The sequence below is a fragment of the Streptomyces sp. ICN903 genome (genome assembly GCF_022015835.1).
Lineage (GTDB): Bacteria > Actinomycetota > Actinomycetes > Streptomycetales > Streptomycetaceae > Streptomyces > Streptomyces fenghuangensis.
The window spans coordinates 1-16,975 of sequence record NZ_JAKMAY010000111.1; the positions used below are offsets into that span (position 1 = coordinate 1).

At 74.4% G+C, this 16,975-nt stretch carries 14 protein-coding genes; 4 read left to right on the forward strand and 10 right to left on the reverse strand.

From position 1 onward, the window contains the following. Positions 1–105 precede the first annotated feature (105 nt). The gene (locus tag L7D48_RS13795) at positions 106–894 is read right to left on the reverse strand and encodes a hypothetical protein (protein WP_237879724.1); all 789 of its coding nucleotides are present in this window, start codon (positions 892–894) and stop codon (positions 106–108) included. 58 nt (positions 895–952) lie between these two features. Between L7D48_RS13795 and L7D48_RS13800 the strand changes: the two genes are divergently transcribed. Beyond that, positions 953–1,654, forward strand: a complete 702-nt coding sequence (locus L7D48_RS13800) for a copper homeostasis protein CutC (RefSeq protein WP_237879725.1) — start codon at positions 953–955, stop codon at positions 1,652–1,654. A gap of 27 nt (positions 1,655–1,681) precedes the next feature. On the opposite strand, the gene L7D48_RS13805 is transcribed toward L7D48_RS13800, so the two are convergent. The 9 genes from L7D48_RS13805 to L7D48_RS13845 all read right to left on the reverse strand — a co-directional run bounded on the left by L7D48_RS13805 (position 1,682) and on the right by L7D48_RS13845 (position 14,191). Beyond that, on the reverse strand, positions 1,682–4,783 hold the full coding sequence (locus tag L7D48_RS13805; RefSeq protein WP_237879726.1) for an amino acid adenylation domain-containing protein: 3,102 nt from the start codon (positions 4,781–4,783) through the stop codon (positions 1,682–1,684). A 147-nt stretch (positions 4,784–4,930) separates the two neighbouring features. Beyond that, the gene (locus L7D48_RS13810; protein ID WP_237879727.1) at positions 4,931–5,668 is read right to left on the reverse strand and encodes a sulfotransferase family protein; all 738 of its coding nucleotides are present in this window, start codon (positions 5,666–5,668) and stop codon (positions 4,931–4,933) included. Next, positions 5,665–6,648, reverse strand: coding sequence for an aldo/keto reductase (locus tag L7D48_RS13815; RefSeq protein WP_237879728.1), 984 nt, complete (start codon positions 6,646–6,648; stop codon positions 5,665–5,667). The genes L7D48_RS13810 and L7D48_RS13815 overlap by 4 nt, the downstream gene beginning before the upstream one ends. 71 nt (positions 6,649–6,719) lie before the next feature. Continuing rightward, positions 6,720–7,916 carry an argininosuccinate synthase domain-containing protein gene (locus tag L7D48_RS13820; protein WP_237879729.1) on the reverse strand — a complete coding sequence of 399 codons (1,197 nt, stop codon included), beginning with the start codon at positions 7,914–7,916 and terminating at the stop codon, positions 6,720–6,722. 211 nt (positions 7,917–8,127) lie between these two features. Beyond that, complete coding sequence (locus L7D48_RS13825; RefSeq protein WP_237879730.1) at positions 8,128–9,156, reverse strand: helix-turn-helix transcriptional regulator; 1,029 nt, start codon at positions 9,154–9,156, stop codon at positions 8,128–8,130. 109 nt (positions 9,157–9,265) lie between these two features. Continuing rightward, positions 9,266–9,892: a LysE family translocator gene (locus tag L7D48_RS13830; RefSeq protein ID WP_237879731.1), complete on the reverse strand. Its 627-nt coding sequence runs from the start codon at positions 9,890–9,892 to the stop codon at positions 9,266–9,268. Positions 9,893–10,060: 168 nt separating this feature from the next. Beyond that, positions 10,061–10,846, reverse strand: coding sequence for an SGNH/GDSL hydrolase family protein (locus L7D48_RS13835; protein ID WP_237879732.1), 786 nt, complete (start codon positions 10,844–10,846; stop codon positions 10,061–10,063). A gap of 289 nt (positions 10,847–11,135) precedes the next feature. Then, a complete protein-coding gene (locus tag L7D48_RS13840) occupies positions 11,136–12,071 on the reverse strand; it encodes an aldo/keto reductase (RefSeq protein WP_237879733.1) in 936 nt (311 codons plus the stop codon). Positions 12,072–12,082: 11 nt separating this feature from the next. Next, positions 12,083–14,191, reverse strand: coding sequence for an AAA family ATPase (locus L7D48_RS13845; protein WP_237879735.1), 2,109 nt, complete (start codon positions 14,189–14,191; stop codon positions 12,083–12,085). Between the two features lie 465 nt (positions 14,192–14,656). On the opposite strand from L7D48_RS13845, the gene L7D48_RS29570 reads away from it, so the two are divergent. The 3 genes from L7D48_RS29570 (at position 14,657) to L7D48_RS13860 (ending at position 16,737) form a co-directional block, all read left to right on the forward strand. Then, on the forward strand, positions 14,657–14,965 hold the full coding sequence (locus tag L7D48_RS29570) for a hypothetical protein (protein ID WP_374492185.1): 309 nt from the start codon (positions 14,657–14,659) through the stop codon (positions 14,963–14,965). A gap of 270 nt (positions 14,966–15,235) precedes the next feature. Beyond that, positions 15,236–16,345, forward strand: coding sequence for a glycosyltransferase 87 family protein (locus tag L7D48_RS13855; protein WP_237879736.1), 1,110 nt, complete (start codon positions 15,236–15,238; stop codon positions 16,343–16,345). A 65-nt stretch (positions 16,346–16,410) separates the two neighbouring features. Further along, entirely contained in the window at positions 16,411–16,737 is a 327-nt protein-coding gene (locus L7D48_RS13860) for a helix-turn-helix domain-containing protein (RefSeq protein WP_237879734.1), read from the forward strand. Positions 16,738–16,975: the final 238 nt, after the last annotated feature.

The following is a 16,975-nucleotide window of genomic DNA, read 5'->3' on the forward strand; positions in this document are numbered from 1 at the left end:
TCGGGGGTCTCGCCGGAGGCGGCGCCGGGATCGGGATGGGGCATGTACGGGCCCAACATCACCGGCGGTTCCCTCATTCCTCGCCGGTCCCTTTCGTGCCTTTGATCACGTCGAATCCTTTCCGCCTCCCGCGTCGCGGGCTTCCCCGCCGTCCGCCCGTCCGCCCGTCCGCCCGTCCGCCCGGCCGTCCGCCGCTCCGCTCTCGCCGGCCGACAGCAGCTCCAGTTCCGTTTCCAGGTTGCGGCGGGCGGTGCGCTCCCAGTGCTCCCGGCCGTAGTGGGTGCGGAACAGGGCGGGCAGGTCCAGCAGACGGCGCAGGACCTCGGCGCGTCCGGCCCGGAAGGCGTCGTCGGGGACGAAGTCGTACTCCGCCCGGACGGCGGCGGCGTAGGCCGCGTACTCCCGCGGCGACCCGGCCAGCACCGCGAGATCGGCGTCGCAGAGCACCTCGCCGCCCGTGTCGCCGGGGGCCGGGTCGTGTCCGGCGGTGAGGCGGACCAGCCGGGCCACCTCGGCGGCCGGGGCGGGGGAGACGCCCGCCTCGGGCAGGGCGCGCTCGGCCAGGCGGGCGCTGCGCTCCTCGTTGGTGGAGCGCTCCGGGAGGTATACCGCGTCGTGGAACCAGGCCGCCAGCGAGACGGTGGCGACCTCCTCGGGGCCGGAGCAGTGCGCGGAGAGCAGGCCGACGCGGTCCAGGACGGCGATCAGGTGGTCGGTGGTGTGGTAGCGGCGGTGGGGTTCGGCCCAGCGCGCGAGGAGGTCGTCGGCGTAGGCGTACGGGGAGGGGGTGCCGGCGGGGAGCTCGGCCTCCGGGCGGCGTACGGCCAGGAGGGTCCGGGTCCAGCGCTCGCGCAGCGCCTCGTGGGCCGGATGGCGGTTCTTCGGCGTGGCCATGGCGCAATTGTGTGCCCCGTCTTCCCGGCGTGTCCCGCGATATGGCAGGCTCCGCTATATGTCTAGACCAATCCTCGAAGTGATCGCCCTCGACGCACGCGACGCGATCGCCGCGCAGACCGGCGGGGCGGACCGCCTCGAACTGGTCGGCGACATGGCCGCCGACGGCCTCACCCCCGCCCGGGAGACCTTCGCCGCCGTCCGCGGCGCCACCGACCTGCCGGTGCGGGTGATGCTGCGCGCGGCGGGCGGGTTCGCGGCGGGCGGCGAGACGGCGCTGGAGGAGTTGTGCGAGCGGGCGCGCGAGCTGCGCGCGGAGGGCGCCGAGGAGTTCGTGCTCGGTTTCCTCGACGACACCGGGCAGCCCGACCTCGCCGCGATCGGCGCGCTCCTCGACGCCGTCCCCGGCTGCCGCTGGACCTTCCACCGCGCCATCGACCACTGCGCCGACCGCGCCGGGCTGCGCAAGCGGCTCGACGGGCACCCCGGTCTGGACGCCTACCTCACCGCCGGCTCGGCGGACGGTGTGACGGCGGGCCTGGCCGTCCTGTGCGCCGAGGCGGCCCGTACGGCCGCCGGGGAGCCCGGCTACCTCCCGCTGCTGATGGCCGGCGGCGGCCTGGGCCTCGACCACGTCCCCGCCCTGCGCGCGGCGGGCGTGACCGCCTTCCACATCGGCGGCGCGGCCCGCCTCGGCGGCTGGGACACCCCGGTCTCCCCGGACGCGGTGCGCACCTGGCGCGAGACGCTGGACGGCTGAACGGGCCGGGCCGTGCCCGTGCCCCGCTCAGCCGTCCGCGACGGGGACGGCCCCGTGCCACTCCACGCCCAGGGACCGCACCAGCTCGTGGCAGTTGCGGCCGAACTCGGGGGAGGGGACGTCCCGGAAGAGCCCGCCGAGGTCCCCCGGCCCGTCGTCCGGATCGGGCAGGACCATGGCCAGCCGCTGGAGCGAGGGGGAACTGTGCGCCGCGACCAGTTCGCGGAACTCCCGGTACGTCACGTGCCGCGGGTCGCGCGCCGGGCCGAAGCGCCCCATGAGGTCGTCCAGCCGGGTCGGCTCCCGCTGCACCACGTGGAAGGTCTCGCCCAGGCGGCGCTCGCGCACCGCCGCCGAGATGAACCGGCCGACGTTGTCCACCGGGGTGAAGTCGCCCCGCGCGCCCGTCTCGAAGCGCACGCCGAGTTCCGCGCACGCCGTCAGGACGAACTCGGCGAGGCTGCCGCCGTGGCTGAGGACGCCGGTGCGCGAGTGCGGCATCACCTCGCCCATGCGGTACAGGCTCACCGGGAGGCCGTACCGCCGCCGGGCCTCGCGCAGCAGCGCCTCGGCGACCCACTTGCTCCGGCTGTAGCCGTCGCCCGGCACCTCCTCGGCCGCGGGGAAGGCGTCCTCGCCGAGTACCGGGCCGTCGTGGGGCGCGCGCGGCAGGATGCCGAGCGTCGACAGGTGGTGCACGGGGCTGGCCGGCCCGGGGCCGGTGCGGGCGAGCCGGATCACCTCGCGGGTGCCGAGTACGTTCACCGCGCGTAGACGGCGGTAGGGGTAGACGAGGTTCACCTCCGCGCCCGCGTGCACGATCGTGTCCGTCCACTCGGCAAGCTCCCGGAAGCCGGCCCCGGACAGCCCGAACCCCTCGGCGCCGAGGTCTCCGCGCACGACCCGGACCCGGTCGTCGCCGCTGCCGACGGGCAGGCCGTAGTGGCGGGCGCGGGCGTCGAGCCGGGCACGGGCGGCCGCGTCGTCCCCGGCGTTGACCAGGCAGGCGACGGTGGCCGTCGTGGACCGCAGCAGTTCGTCCAGCAGATGGATGCCGATGAAGCCGGTGCCGCCGGTGAGGAGGATGTGCCGGGGCGGGGCGACGGCCGCGGACCGCGGGGGCGGTACGGCCGCGGGGGAGGCCGGCCCCGCAGCGGCCGGTTCCCGGGAGGCCGGTTCCAGGGCGGCCGCGTCGGCCAGCATCTCCCGGTGGACGGCCGCCTCTTCGGCCTCCGGCCCGCCCCGGGCGATCAGACGGACCTGGTCGGCGACGGTCGGCGCCTCGGCGATGTCCCGCACCGACAGGCGCAGGCCGAACAGGTCGCGCAGGCGCAGTACGAGCCGCTGGGCGCTGAGGGATGTGCCGCCGGTCTCGAAGAAGCCGTCCCGCGGACCGGGGGTGACGCCCAGGAGCTCGGCCCACAGGGAGCGGACCGCCCCTTCCGGGTCGCCGCCGGGCACCGGCCCGCCCCCGGCGCCGCCGTTCCCGGGCGCCGCGGCCTGCCCCGCCGCGTTCCGCTCCGCCGTGTCCGACCCGTCCAGCAGCCGGGCCAGGGCCCTGCGGTCGGCCTTGCCGTTGGGGGACAGGGGCATGCTCTCGATCCGTACGAACCGGTCGGGCACCAGCTCGGCCGGGAGCAGCTTCCCGGCCCGCGCCCTGGTGTCCGCGAGGTCGAGGTCCTCACGGGCGACCACGGCCGCGACCAGGGTCTGGCCGTCGGCCTCGCCCCGCAGCACGACCCGCACGTCCTGTACCCCCGGCAGTGTCAGCAGCGCCCGCTCGACCTCCGCCGGTTCGATCCGCACCCCGCGCACCTTGAGCTGGTCGTCGCGCCGCCCCACGAAGTACAGGCGGCCGTCGGCCCGGTAGTGGCCGAGGTCGCCGGTGCGGTAGAGGCGGTCGCCGGGGATGTCGGGGAAGGGATTGGGCACGAACGCGGCCCCGGTCCGCTCCGGGTCGCCGAGGTAGCCCAGCCCCAGGCAGTCGCCGCCGATGAGGATCTCGCCGGTCTCGCCCGTGCCCAGGCGCCGCATCGAGGAGTCCACGACCACCGCCGAGGTGTTGTCGATGGGGCGGCCGACGGGTATCTCGCCGCCGGTGCCGCCGCCGGTTCCGTCACCGCCGGCGCCCCCCGCGGTGACGGTGTGGAAGACACTGCCGATCGACGCCTCGGTGGGGCCGTAGGTGTTGGTGATCGCCGTGCCGGGCAGCAGCCCGTGGAACCTGCGGACCGCCTCCACGTTGATCGCCTCGCCGCCCAGCAGGACGTGCCGCAGGGAGCCGGCCGCCCGCACCAGCGCCGGGTCCGAGGCGAGCAGGTCGACGAGCACGGTGAAGATCGACGGCACGAAGTCGGTGATCGTCACCCCGTGGCGGCCGATCTGGTCGACGGTGCGCTCCAGATCGAGCAGCCCGTCGCGGCGCGGCATGACGACGCTGCCGCCCATGGTCAGCGGCCACAGCAGCTGCCACAGTGACGAGTCGAAGACCGACCGGCTGTTCTGGAGCGCCACGTGCCCGGCGCCGAACCTGCGGGTCATGTAGAGGAACCGGTTGAGCAGGCCGCGGTGCACGTTGAGCGTGCACTTGGGCAGGCCCGTGGTGCCCGAGGTGAAGAAGCCGTAGGCGAGGTCGGCTCGGCCGGGGCGCCCGCCGGCGGGGGCGGCGTCGGTGCCGTCCAGCTTCCGGTGGTCGGCCACCAGCGCGCGGGCGCAGCCGGCCGCCGGTGCCGGGGTGCGCGGGGAGACGACGGCGATGTCGGTGCCCAGGCCCCGCAGCAGCGCGTCGATCCGCTCCCGGGGCCAGCCCGGGTCGAAGGGGATGAAGGGGGCTCCGGCCTTCATCGCCGCGACCATCGCGAGCGGGAGTTCCATCCCGTCGCTCACCAGCAGGGGGAGCAGCGTCTCCCGGCGCGCGCCGTGGTCCACGAGCATCACGGCCAGGGAGTTGGCCCTGCGGTCCAGTTCCCGGTAGCTCAGCGTCGCGCCGTCGTAGTACAGCGCGTCTGCGTCGGGGGTGGCACGGGCCTGCTCCTCGATCAGGTGCAGGGTCGTCGCGGTGCCCCGCGGGTACGGCGCGCGGCGTCCGTTGGGATCGGGCAGTGCGGACGAGGACGTGCTGGCTGGCATCGTGGACCCCAATCGAGTGTGGTTCCAGGCGTTTCCAGGCGTTTCCAGGACTGCTCTGCTGTGCCGGCTGTGCGGGCGTGCGGTGCGGGCGTGCGGGCCGCCGCGCGGCGGGGCGCGCGGCGGCCGCGTGCTGCGTGCGGCGGGCCCTCAGGCGGCGGGCAGGGCGAGGGAGCGGGAGCGCAGCTCCTCGTAGAAGGGCAGGTGGTGCCGGAGGTAGCCGGCCAGCACCGGGCTGTCGTCGACCGTGACGGCGTGGCGCCGGTCGCTCTGCCGGAAGCCGGAGCTGCGGGCCACGTCCTGGTGCCACCGGCTGGTGCGGCTCCACTCGGAGCGCTCCCCCGACTGCCAGGACAGGGCCCGCTCGTCGTAGGGGATGCCGACGGCCTCGCAGTAGGCGCGGACGGTGTCGCCGGGGCGCTCGATGAGGACGTCGGCGTCGACCACCACGGGATCGCGCCCCGTCTCCCGGCGGACCCGGTCGAATATCTCGTACTGGTACTCGAAGCCGATCTCCGGGAGCTTCACGCCGGGGTTCACCGCGTAGTGCGACTCGATGGCGCGCCGCGGGTCGCGGACGATGAAGGTGTGCGTGACGACCTCGGCCAGCGGCAGCGCGTCGAAGAGGCGGGCGTGCGGGTACTCGGTGGTGTCCTTGAAGAACACCGGCGTCTTCGCCGACTCCGCCGTGAACCCCCGCAGCACCTCCTCCGGCGTGGTGAGGCGCCGTCCGCCGACCTCGACACCGTGACCGGCGGCCAGTTCGGAGAACGGCTCGTGGTACGCGCGGAAGTCGCCGCGCTGCACCATCATCCGGAAGAAGGCGGTCGACATGGACCGCGGCGGGGACCACAGGGCCAGCACCGCCGGCCGCACGGGGGCGCTCACTGCGACCACTCCGTCGGCTTCCGGTCCCAGCGGTGGGCGCGCAGTTCGCGCATCAGCTCCTCGGGCAGCCGGTGGCCGTCGCTGACCGCGATGTTGGCGGAGACGTGCGCGGGGCGGCGCATGCCGGGGATCACGGTGTGCACGTCGTCGTTGTGCAGGATGAAGCGCAGGGCCAGTTCGGGCAGCGTCATGCCGTCGGGGAGGATCTTCTTCAGCGCCTCCGCGCGGTCCACGCTGGCGTGCAGGTTCTCGGGCACGAAGTAGGAGGCCCGCCAGTCGCCCTCGGGCCAGGTGGTCTCCTTCGTCAGCGTCCCGGTCAGGGTGCCCTCGTCGAACGGGACGCGGGCGATGACGCCGATGCCCAACTCCCGGCAGAGCGGGAAGAGTTCGTCCTCGGGCGCCTGGTCGAAGATGTTGTAGATGACCTGGACGCTGTCGATCAGGCCGGTCCGCAGGACCTCCGTCGCGTTCCAGGGCTCCCAGCGGTTGATGCTGATGCCGATCCCGTCGACCATGCCCGAGGTCCGCAGCGCCTGAACGGTGGCCAGCCAACGCTCGTCCCGCGCCCAGTGGTCCTCCCACACGTGGAACTGCATCAGGTCCACGCGGGGGACGCCGAGGTTGCGCAGGCTCTTCTCGGTGTACTCCATGACGTGGTCGTACGGGAACACGTCGTCCACGTCGGAATCCCTGGTGGAGGGGAACCGCCGGTCCTTGGGAGGGATCTTGGTGAAGGCCTTCAGGCCCCTGCCCGGATTGGCCGCGAGGAGCTTCCCCAGCAGGACCTCGCTGTGCCCGCGGCCGTAGATCCACGCGGTGTCGAACGCGTTGCAGCCGAGGTCCACGGCGAGCTGGAGGGCGGCGAGACTCGTCTCGTCGTCCGCCCCCTGCCAGCCGCCGGGGCCGGCGCCGACCCCCCACATTCCGTAGCCGATCTCCCCGACCCGCCAGCCCAGCCGGCCGAACGTGCGCTGAAGCATGTCTGTTTCCCCTGAGAGCGAGTGGACAGGTGTGAGCGAGTGCACGGGAAGGCGCGTAAGCCGCCCGCGGGTCATCCGGAGGCGGGCCCGGCGAGGGGCGCCGAGTCCCAGTTGTGGCCGCCTCCGCCGGTGAACCGGCGCTGCCGCAGGACGTCGGCGCCCGGGCCGATCTCCGGCAGCGCCCGCCCGACGACGCCGCCCTTGTAGAGGTCGAGCCGGACGGTGGCGTCGGCCGGGCCGGCGATCTCGGCCAGACCGGCCCGCGCCGCCCGGGCGGTACGGCCGTGCGCCGTCCCCTCGTAGACGCAGACGGCGAGCTGCCGGGCGAGGAACCGGGCGGTGTCCGCGGCGCCCCGGTCGGTGACCGTCTCGTGGGCGGCGCGCACCGCGTGCGACAGCAGCTCCATGCCCGGCGCCTCGTACACACCGCGGCACTTGGTGCCGTTGATGCGGTGCTCCACCACGTCGGTCAGGCCCAGGCCGTTCCGCCCGCCGACGGTGTTGGCCAGTTCCAGCAGCTCCTCCGGAGGCAGGCGGCGGCCGTCCAGGGCCACCGGGCGGCCGTGCTCGACGGTGACGGAGACCGTCTCCACCCGGTCCGGCGCCTGCCGGGGCGACACGCCCATCAGCCGCTCCAGGCCCGCCGCCGTGGTGCCCAGGTCCTCCAGCCCGGCGTCCTCGTGGGAGGTGCCCGCGAGGTTGCCGTCGACGGAGTGCTCCGCGGTGTTGCCCGGCATGCACACCAGGCCCGCCGAGGCGACGTGGCGGGCCATCGCCTCCCGGTCGGGCAGGGCGGCCAGCACCTCCGGGTCGCGCCAGGGCGCGAAGACCGCGAGGTCCGGCGCGAAGTGCGCGCCGTAGCGCTCGAAGCGGCGCTGGTCGTTGCCGCCGCCGACGCAGCCGTGCGCCAGCACGCCGGCGCCGGCCCGGCGCAGCCCGGGCACCACGTGCTCGACGATGACGGCCCGGGACAGGCCCGTGGTGTTCCAGTAGCCCCCGTCGTAGTGGGCCTGGAAGGCGACGACGTCGAGCGCCGCGTCGGCCATGGCGCGCCGGGCGTCCACCTCGTGCACCGGTATGCCGGCCGCGCGCACCGCGCCGGTGAACTCACGGAAGTCCTTCTCCGGGCACTGGCCGATGTCGAGGACGAACGCCTCCACGTCGTATCCCCCGCTGTGCAGCCAGGAGGCCAGCGCGAGGGAGGAAAGTCCTCCGGAGAGACAGATTCCGGTCTTCCGCCGCTTCAGTTCGGACAGCGAGAGGTCCACCCATCCTCCAGGGGAGATACGCCTGCGCTCCGGTGTTCGCACCGGGCTGTGCGGTACGGGGACATGCTGTCCAACCCGCGTGGGCGGGGGAAGTGAGCACCGCGGGGCATGATGCTGCAATGCGTAAACCTGAAGGCGTTGTACATGGGCGGAAACCGGGCCAACCCGGAACCGCCCGGCATCCCGCGCCGCGCCCTCGGCGGCACGCCGTTCAGCCGGGCAGGGCGCGCCCGTCGGGCAGCTGGGAGTCCAGGATCCCGGACCGGGCGAGCAGATAGCCCAGTTGGGCCCGGCTGCCGGCCCTGAAGTGGTCGGCGGCCCACTTGATGTGGTTGGCCACGGTGCGGGGGCTCACGCCCAGCCGGCTCCCGATCGCCTTGTCGGTGTGCCCCTCCACCATCAGGCGCAGTACGGCCCGCCGGGTCTGGGAGGTGAACGCGTGCGGCTGCCACCGGTCCGTGCCCCGGAAGACGGGCTCGGCCCGGTCCCAGGCGCAGTCGAAGGCGTTCACCAGATAGCGCACGATCGCGGGGTGGCGCACGGAAAGGGCCGCCGGCTGGTGCTCCTGCGCGGCGGGTATGAAGGCGACGGCGCCGTCGAAGACGGTGACCTGGTTGAACGCCTCGGCCAGTGTGCGCACCTCGGCGCCGGCCGCGGTGATCTTCTCCGCGTAGGCGAGCGTCGGACCGTGGGAGCGCACGGTGTGCTGGTACAGCACCCGCTGCCGCACCCCCCTGGAGCACAGGTCCAGCGCCTCCGGCAGGGTCCGGGCCAGCGACTCCTCACCCAGCCCGCCGCCCGGCTGGGCGGTCATCACATCGCTTCCGCAGGACCGGGCGGCCCTGCGCAGGGCCCGGTCGACGGCCTCCTCGCCGAGCAGCAGGTCCGCCGTGCGGTTGACCTCCCGGCCGATCTGCCGGTACGCCGCCTCCGCGCGGGCCAGCACCGACCGGACCGACCGCAGGGCCTGCTCCTGCTCCAGGATGGCCCGCTCGATCGGGCGCGCGAGCCTGGCGGCGGCGATGTCCGGCGGCACCGGGACCAGCGTCCCGGGGCACTCCGGCGAACGGCGCAGCAGCCCCAGTTCGAGCAGGCAGCCGGGTGCCTGCCCGGCGGGCACGCTGCCCCGGGTCAGCGCCTGCCGGTAGAGGGCGTCGCCCTCTTCGCAGATGTCGGTCCCCGGGCGGCCGGGCGCGGCAGCGGGTGCGGTGGCGGGTGTGCCGGTCGTGACAGTGCACATGAGGCGCTCTTCCGAATCTTCGGCTGTCTTCGCCACCACACCGGGTCCGGCGCGTCCGAGGGGCTCCCGGTCGTCGGACGGCGGGGGCGACGGGCGGTGGTACGGCCGCTCAGGCGATGGCGACCTTGGCGGCGAGGCCGAGGAAGACGACACCCGCGAGCCGGTTCAGCCAGGTGCCCGAGCCCGGCCGCCTCCGCAGCCGCTCCCCGATCCGGCCCGAGAGCAGCGCGACCACGCAGTCGACCAGCAGCCCGATCACGGTGAACGTCGCGCCCAGCACCAGCAGTTGGAGGGCGGGGCTTCCCGCGGAGGGCGTGACGAACTGCGGCAGGAAGGCGAGGTAGAAGATGACGATCTTCGGGTTGAGCAGGTTGACGATCGTCGCCCTGCGGAAGACCGTCATCGGTGACGCGGCCGTGTGCTCGCCGTCGAAGGTGGTCCCGGAGGAGTCCCGCAGCGTGTGCCAGGCCAGGTAGAGCAGATAAACAGCCCCGGCGTAGCGGAGCACCTGGTAGGCCGTCCCCGAGGACTGGACGAGGGTGGCCAGCCCCAGCGCGACCGCGAGGGTGTGGCAGGCCATGCCGGCCGACATGCCGAGCGACGCCAGCAGGCCCGCCCTGGTGCCCTGGCTGATGCCGTGGGTGAGGATGTAGACCATGTCGGGGCCGGGAGTGACGCAGATGACCAGCACCGCCATGACGAAGACCGCGTAGGACGCCAGTCCTAACCCGAACATGTTCCCCCTCTGATCCGGCCGACCGTTCGGAACCTAGACAGCCGGGCCGCCGCGCGCAACCGGTACCGGCCCGTCAGCGGGATTCCGCCCCCTGGCGGCGGGACGGAAGACGAGGCCGCCCGGCCCCCGCGCCCGCGGAAGGGAGGGGGAGCCGGACGCGGGCGCGCCCTACCGGACCACGGCGGAGAAGGCCGGCAGGTAGCCCTTCTCGTGGCCCTCGGCCGTGGGGTGGATGTTGGAGGAGCTGATCCACGGGTCGCTCGTGCAGATCTCGTGCCCGGCGAAGGCGGGACGGGCGTCCGCGAAGGAGAACCCGGCGGCGGCGGCGCGGCCGGAGATCACCTGGTTGAGCACGTCCGAGCCGTCGTTGATGGCCGCGCGCTTGCCCGAGCCCATGCTCAGGCAGAAGCCGCCCTCCTTGTAGAGGTAGGGGTAGCCCACGACGACGACCTCGGCGTTCGGCGCGCGGTCGCGGATGGTGGCGTACAGGGCGTCCAGTTCGCCGGGCAGTTCGTTCCGGGCGTAGTCGGCGGCCTCGTCCAGTCTCTGCTCACAGACCGACTGCGAGGAGAACATGCAGGTCAGCATGATGGAGGCGAAACCGGAGTCGTTGCCGCCGATGCTGATGCTCACCAGCGTCGTGTTCTCGTCCAGATACCGCACCTGGTTGTTCAGCACGTCCGGGATCTTCGCCCCGCCGCAGGCGGCGAAGGTGAAGGACGCGGGCGCGGACGCCCGCGCCCACCGGGCCGGGTAGGCGTTCCCGCTGCGGGTGCACAGCAGGTCGGAGTAGTCTCCGGCGCCGGTGCCGGAGGAGTAGGAGTCGCCGAGGGCCACGTAGTTCTCCGCCGCGTTCCGCGTGGCGCTCCCGGCGGCTGAGGCGGGGGCGGCCGGTACGGCGAGCGCCGTCGCCAGGGCCAGCAGGGCGGTGGTCAGGAGACGGGGAACGCGCATGGTTTCCTCCAGGAGACATGCACAGGGGTGTGAGGGGGCGTCACACCATTACCGCTCCGGACCGCTCCCGAAATCGGTGAAATCGCCGGTCCCGACACCCGGTCGGGTGATGCGGCGAGGGTTCCTGTGATCGCCTGACGATCACAGGAACCCTCCGAGAGGCGCTCGGGCGCCCGCGCTGACGGGCGCGGCCGCCCGGGCGGCCTACCGCCTCTCTCCCCTCCCCACCGGACAGGACGGCCCCGCAGGGCCCGATGGCTGTCTCCGCGCCGCAGCGGGCCGCGCCGTGTCAGTCCCGGGCCACCGGGGGATCGAGTCGGGCCGTCTCGTCGTCCGTCAGCCGAAGCGAGCCCGCCGCGACGTTCTCCGCGAGGTGGTCCGGGTCGCCGGTGCCGGGTATGGCCAGGACGTGCGGGCCCTGCCGCAGCGTCCAGGCCAGCCGCACCTGCGCGGGCGTCGCTCCGTGTGCCCGGGCCACGGCGCGTACGGCCTCGTCCTCGGTCCCGTCCTCGGTCCCGCTCCCGCCCGCGCCCGCCTCGCGGCGCTTCCCGGCGATCGCGAAGAACGGCACGAACGCGATGCCCGACTCCCCGCAGACCCGCAGCAGTTCGCGGTCCTTGGTGTCGGCGGCGCCCAGACCGTAGGCGTTCTGCACGCACACCACCGGCGCGACGGCCCGCGCCTCCGCCAGCTGCGCGGCCGTGGCGTTGGATATGCCGAGGTGGCGTACGAGTCCGGCCTCGCGCAGCCGCGCCAGCGCGCCGAAGTGCTCGGCGATCGAGCCGTCCCTCCGGCTGGGCGGGACGCGCAGGTTGACCACGTCCAGGTGGTCCAGGCCGAGTTGGCGGATGTTCTCCTCCACCTGGCCGCGCAGCTGCTCGGGCCGGGCCCACCACCACTGGCCCGACGGGTCGCGCCCCGGCCAGACCTTGGTGGTGATGACCAGGTCGTCGGGGTAGGGGGCCAGCGCCCGGTTGATCAGCTCGTTGGCCGAACGGAGGGAGGAGAAGTAGAAGGCGGCGGTGTCGATGTGGTTCACGCCGAACTCGTGGACGGCGCGGCGCAGTACGGCGACCGCCCGGTCGCGGTCGCTGGGCGTGCCGTCGTGGAAGGCGCCGCTTCCCGTCAGCCGCATGGCCCCCAGGCCCATCCGGTTGACCGTCAGGTCGCCGAGTGTCCAGGTGCCCGCGGCGTCCGCGCGGGGGTGCGCCGACCGGTGTTCCATCGGATGCCCCATCAGGCGTCGCCCCCGTCGCACAGCGGGTCGGGCAGGGGGGCCGCGTGGACGACGGTGAGGCCGGAGACCGCGCGGGTGAGACAGACGTACAGACGGCGCAGGCCGGTGCGCTCGTCCGGTTCGCCGTCGACGACGGCGGCCGGTTCGTCCAGGACCACGTGGTCGTACTCCAGGCCCTTGGCCAGGGTCGCCGGGACGAGGGTGAGGCGGGTGCCCGCGTCCGTCTCCGTCCCCGGGGAGAGGCGGGGGACGCCGGCGGCGTCCAGGGCCGAGGCCAGGGCCGGAACGCGGACGTCGGCGGCGATCAGGCCGATCGATCCCTCGCGCTCCAGCGCCTCGCGGCAGGCTTCCACCACCGCGCCGTCCAGCTCCTCCACCGCCACTGCCCGTACCCGCAGGGAGCCCGCCGCGTCGCGGATCGAGGTCGCCTCGGACAGGCCCGGCGCGATGTGCGGCAGCAGCCGGGAGGCGTAGGCGATGACCTCGCGCGGCACACGGAAGCCCCGGGTCAGCTCCTCCACCGCCGCGTCCGGCTTGCCCAGGTGGGACAGGGCCTCGGCCCAGCTCGCGGTCGCCCACGGCGTGGTGCCCTGCGCCAGGTCGCCCAGCACCGTCGCCGATCCGGTGGTGCAGCGGCGGCCCACCGCCCGGTACTGCATGGGGGAGAGGTCCTGCGCCTCGTCCAGGACGACGTGGCCGAGCGAGGGGGTGCGCCGCACCAGGTCGGTGGCCTCGTCGATCAGTACGGCGTCGGCGGCCGACCACTTCGCCGACCGCACCCCGCGCGGCGGCTTCGTCCACAGGATCGCCTTGCGCTCCTCCTCGGTGAGGATCCCCTCGGAGCACTCGGCCAGGAAGCCGTCGTCCGACAGCAGCCGCAGCACCAGCTTCGCCGGATCGACCTCCGGCCACACGGCCTTGACCAGGGCCTTCACCGCCGCGTTGCGCGCCACCGCGTTCTGCACCCGGTCGTCGGGGGCCTCGCCCGAGCGCTCCATGCGCGTCAGCACGGCGTGCGCGACGCGCTGCGGCAGGGCCTCGCGGGCGGCACCGTAGCGGATGCCGCGTTCCAGCAGCTCGCGGACGATCTCCTCCAGCTCGTACGCCGGGACGCGCCAGCGGCGCGAGCCGCGGACGACGACGCACGACTCGGTGGGCATCGTCACGCCCGAGCGGACCGCGCGGCGCAGCACCTCGGCCATGCGGGCGTCGCCCTTGATCCGGGCGGCCTCCGGGTCGTCGGTGCCGCGCACCTCCACGCCCGTCGCCTCGGTGACCAGGTCCTCCACGGTCGCCTGCCGCACCGCCAGCTCGCCCAGCGCCGGCAGGACCTGTTCGATGTAGCGCAGGAAGGACCGGTTGGGGCCGATGACCAGCGTCCCGGTGCGGGCCAGGCGCTCGCGGTGGGCGTAGAGCAGATAGGCCACGCGGTGCAGACCGACGGCCGTCTTGCCGGTGCCCGGCGCGCCCTGGACGCACACGGTGCCGTCGACGCCGGTGCGGACGATCTCGTCCTGCTCCGGCTGGATGGTGGCCACGATGTCGCGCATCGGGCCGACGCGCGGACGCTCGATCTCGCGCCTGAGCAGGGCACTGGCCTTCTCGGCCTCGTCCGGGTCGGACAGGCGCTCGTCCTCGTACGCGGTCAGCTCGCCGCCGGTGTAGCCGAAGCGGCGGCGCAGGCCGATGCCCTGCGGGTCCTTCTTGGAGGCGCGGTAGAAGGGCTGGGAGACGGGGGCGCGCCAGTCGATGACCATCGGGTCGCCGTCGGCGTCGTGCACGTGGCGGCGGCCGATGTAGTACCGGACCGCCGAGGGATCGTCCTGCTCCGGAGCGCCGGGGGGCCGCGGGGAGTCCGCGTGGTCCAGGCGGCCGAAGAACAGCGGGGTGTCGGCGAGGTCGGCGAGGGCCTCGATCCGGGCGTCGATCTGGTGCTGGAGCGCCTCGGCGTTCACCCAGTTGGCGGTGACGTTCCTGATGTCGAGCGACTCGACGTCATGGCGCATGGCGCGCAGCGCTGTGCGCGAGGCGGCCAGGTGGGCGCGTTCGCGTTCGAGCGGGTCGAGCGGGTCGAGCGGGTCGGGATCGGGCATGCCGTGGCCGGACATGCCGGGGGCGTGCGGGTCGTGGGCGTGCGCGGGCACGTTGCGGCCTCCTGCGGAAAGCGCGCACGACGGCGGTACGGCGAGCCGCTCGGACGTGCGGCCGCGCCGCACACCGGGTGCGGTGGACGACAGGGTCGGAGGGGACCGCGTACGCCGGCGGGGGCCTGCGGGCCGCCGGAGGCCGGCGAGGGCGCGGCCGCCGGGAGCGCGGTCCGCCGGCCGGTACCGACCGGCCGGCTCCTCCCCGGCGGCACGGCGGCACTCGGGCATGCGGAACGCACGCCCTGCGGTGCCGTGGCGCGGGAGGCGGGAGACGCGTGATTCTAGCCCCGCTCGTCCCGGCGGGCGAACGATTTCCCCCGTACGCGGGGAGGGTGGACGGGCCGGGTTGCGGGCGGAGAAAAGCCGTGGTGAGACCTAGGATGGATATGGACCAATAGGGCGAAACTACTGCGAACCCGTGGAGCCATGAACAGCACCCCCATCCCTCCCCAGACAGCCGGCGGCCGGTCCACGGGCGCCACCGCGCTCGCCGCGCTCGACGCACGGAGCGGCGACGGCGGCCACCGCCACCGCCGCCATCTGCTGGGCGATGCCGTCCGGGCGATCTCCGTCTTCGCCGGAGCGGCGTTCGACGTCGCGGTCCTCGGCGACTACGCGGAGGCGCGCGAAGAGGACCGGGAACAGGGCACGGAGCAGGACCGGTACCGGAACGGCGGGACGCGCGGCGGCAGAGCGCACGACGGCAGGACGTACGAGTCCGCGACCCGCGCCTGACACCGGCCGGGCGCGCCGGACCGTCGGTTAGGGTCGCCCCGCGGCGGTGGCCGCGGACGGCCGAAGACGACCGTCGACCCGTCGACCCGTCGACTGACGGACCGGAACCCAGGAGGTGGCCGAGTGCCGGCTGCGCCCACACCCGACACCGGCACCGGCGCCGGCTCCGAGCGCCCGGCCCGCGCCGCACGCGGCAGCCGTACCGCAAGAGCCCGGATACGCCCCGCGCTCGGCGCGTACGGTGACCGCCGCACCCGTGCGGCCGCCGCCCTGCTCGCTCTCTCCCTCGCCGCGCTCGCGGCGGTCTGCGCGGCGCAGCCCAGCTTCCTGGTGGACGTGCTCGTCTACCGCGCCGAGGGGCAGGCCGTCGTCGAGGGGCGCGACCTGTACGGCTTCACCGTCACCGAGTGGGATCTGCCCGCCACCTACCCGCCCTTCGCCGCGCTGCTGTTCGTCCCCACCGCCCTGCTGCCCCTGCCCGCCGTCCAGGTCCTCTTCGCGGCCGGCAACGTCGTACTGCTCGCCCTGCTGGTCCACCTCTCCCTGCGCCTGGCCGGACGGCGCACCTCCCCCGCCCTGCTGATCGCCGCCACGGCAGCCGGACTGTGGCTGGAACCGGTCTTCCAGACCATGGTCTTCGGGCAGATCAACCTCGCCCTGGCCTGCCTGGTCCTGTGGGACCTCGGCCGCCCGGACGGCGCCCGCGGCAAGGGCCTGGCCATCGGCGTCGCGGCCGGGATCAAGCTCACCCCCGCGATCTTCGCCGTCCATCTGCTGCTGACCGGACGCGTCCGGGCCGGACTGACGGCGCTGGCGGGCTTCGCGGGGACGGCGGTGCTCGGCGCGGCCGTCCTGCCGGGCGCGAGCGTGGACTTCTGGACGCGGCGGATGTTCGAGACCGGCCGCGTCGGCAAGGCGTGGATCGTCGACAACCAGTCCCTCCAGGGGATGATCGCCCGCCTCCTGCACACCCCCGAGCCCGGCCTGTGGTGGGCGGCCCCCGCGGCCGTCGCCGGGCTGCTGGGCCTGTGGCTGGCCCGCCGCGCCCATCTGCGCGGACGGGAGGGCTGGGGGGTGCTGGCCGTCGCGGGCACGGCGGTGCTGGTCTCGCCGATCAGCTGGTCCCACCACTGGGTGTGGTGCGTTCCGCTGCTCGCCGTCGTGGCGGCCGCCGCGTCGCCGTCCCGCCGGTGGCCGCTGTACGCCGCGGCCGCCGTCGCCGTGCTCTTCACGGCCCGCACGCACTGGCTCGTCCCCCACTCCGGCGACCTCGACCTCCACCTGCCCTGGTGGCAGCAGCCGCTCGCCTCCCCGTACGCGCCCCTGGCCCTGGTCATGTCGGCGTACGCGGCGTGGCGCCTGCGACGGGACACCCGATGACGCCCCGGCTCCCGCGCGGTGCCGGGGCCGCATCCTTTCCGTTCCCCGCGGCGTTGGACGGACGGATGAGAGGGGCAGCCGTGCACGGGGGATACCGAACACAGCGGCCGGTTCCGGACGAGCACCGCGCCGACCCCGCCTACGTCGAGGCCGGCGCCGCCATCGCGCTGGGACAGGCCGTGTACGACCGCCGCACCGCGCTCGGGTTCACGCAGGGGCAGCTCGCCGATCGGGCGGGAATGGCGGAAGCCGAGGTCGAGCGAATCGAGGGAGGGGCGGTGGCTCCCACCGTCGCCCTGCTGGGCGCGCTGTCACGGGCCCTCGACGCCAGGCTGGACCTGTCCGTCGAGGATGACGACACGTCCGTGTCGTTCGTGGCACGCGCGACGTAGCGCCCCTGGGTGGGAAGCGTGCGGCTCACGCGGTGCCCGGGCGCGTCCCGGCTGTTCCACGGCCTGTTCCACGGCCTGTTCCACGGCCTGTTCCACGGCCTGTTCCACGGCCTGTGCCAGGCGTCTGTCCAGCTCCTCGTCCAGACGCCGTGCCTCGTTCCCGGTGGGGCCGTAGCCGTTCCACTCGCGCAGTAGGGCGCGGGTCCGCTCGGCGGGGTCGCGGGGGGTCGGCGTCGGC

What these genes read in the sequence shown, in the direction of transcription:
- L7D48_RS13795 (WP_237879724.1), bottom strand. Translation starts at nt 894, where the DNA reads ATGGCCACGCCGAAGAACCGCCATCCGGCCCACGAGGCGCTGCGCGAG.
- L7D48_RS13800 (WP_237879725.1), top strand. Translation starts at nt 953, where the DNA reads ATGTCTAGACCAATCCTCGAAGTGATCGCCCTCGACGCACGCGACGCG.
- L7D48_RS13805 (WP_237879726.1), bottom strand. Translation starts at nt 4,783, where the DNA reads ATGCCAGCCAGCACGTCCTCGTCCGCACTGCCCGATCCCAACGGACGC.
- L7D48_RS13815 (WP_237879728.1), bottom strand. Translation starts at nt 6,648, where the DNA reads ATGCTTCAGCGCACGTTCGGCCGGCTGGGCTGGCGGGTCGGGGAGATC.
- L7D48_RS13825 (WP_237879730.1), bottom strand. Translation starts at nt 9,156, where the DNA reads ATGTGCACTGTCACGACCGGCACACCCGCCACCGCACCCGCTGCCGCG.
- L7D48_RS13830 (WP_237879731.1), bottom strand. Translation starts at nt 9,892, where the DNA reads ATGTTCGGGTTAGGACTGGCGTCCTACGCGGTCTTCGTCATGGCGGTG.
- L7D48_RS13835 (WP_237879732.1), bottom strand. Translation starts at nt 10,846, where the DNA reads ATGCGCGTTCCCCGTCTCCTGACCACCGCCCTGCTGGCCCTGGCGACG.
- L7D48_RS13840 (WP_237879733.1), bottom strand. Translation starts at nt 12,071, where the DNA reads ATGGAACACCGGTCGGCGCACCCCCGCGCGGACGCCGCGGGCACCTGG.
- L7D48_RS13845 (WP_237879735.1), bottom strand. Translation starts at nt 14,191, where the DNA reads ATGTCCGGCCACGGCATGCCCGATCCCGACCCGCTCGACCCGCTCGAC.
- L7D48_RS29570 (WP_374492185.1), top strand. Translation starts at nt 14,657, where the DNA reads ATGAACAGCACCCCCATCCCTCCCCAGACAGCCGGCGGCCGGTCCACG.
- L7D48_RS13860 (WP_237879734.1), top strand. Translation starts at nt 16,411, where the DNA reads ATGAGAGGGGCAGCCGTGCACGGGGGATACCGAACACAGCGGCCGGTT.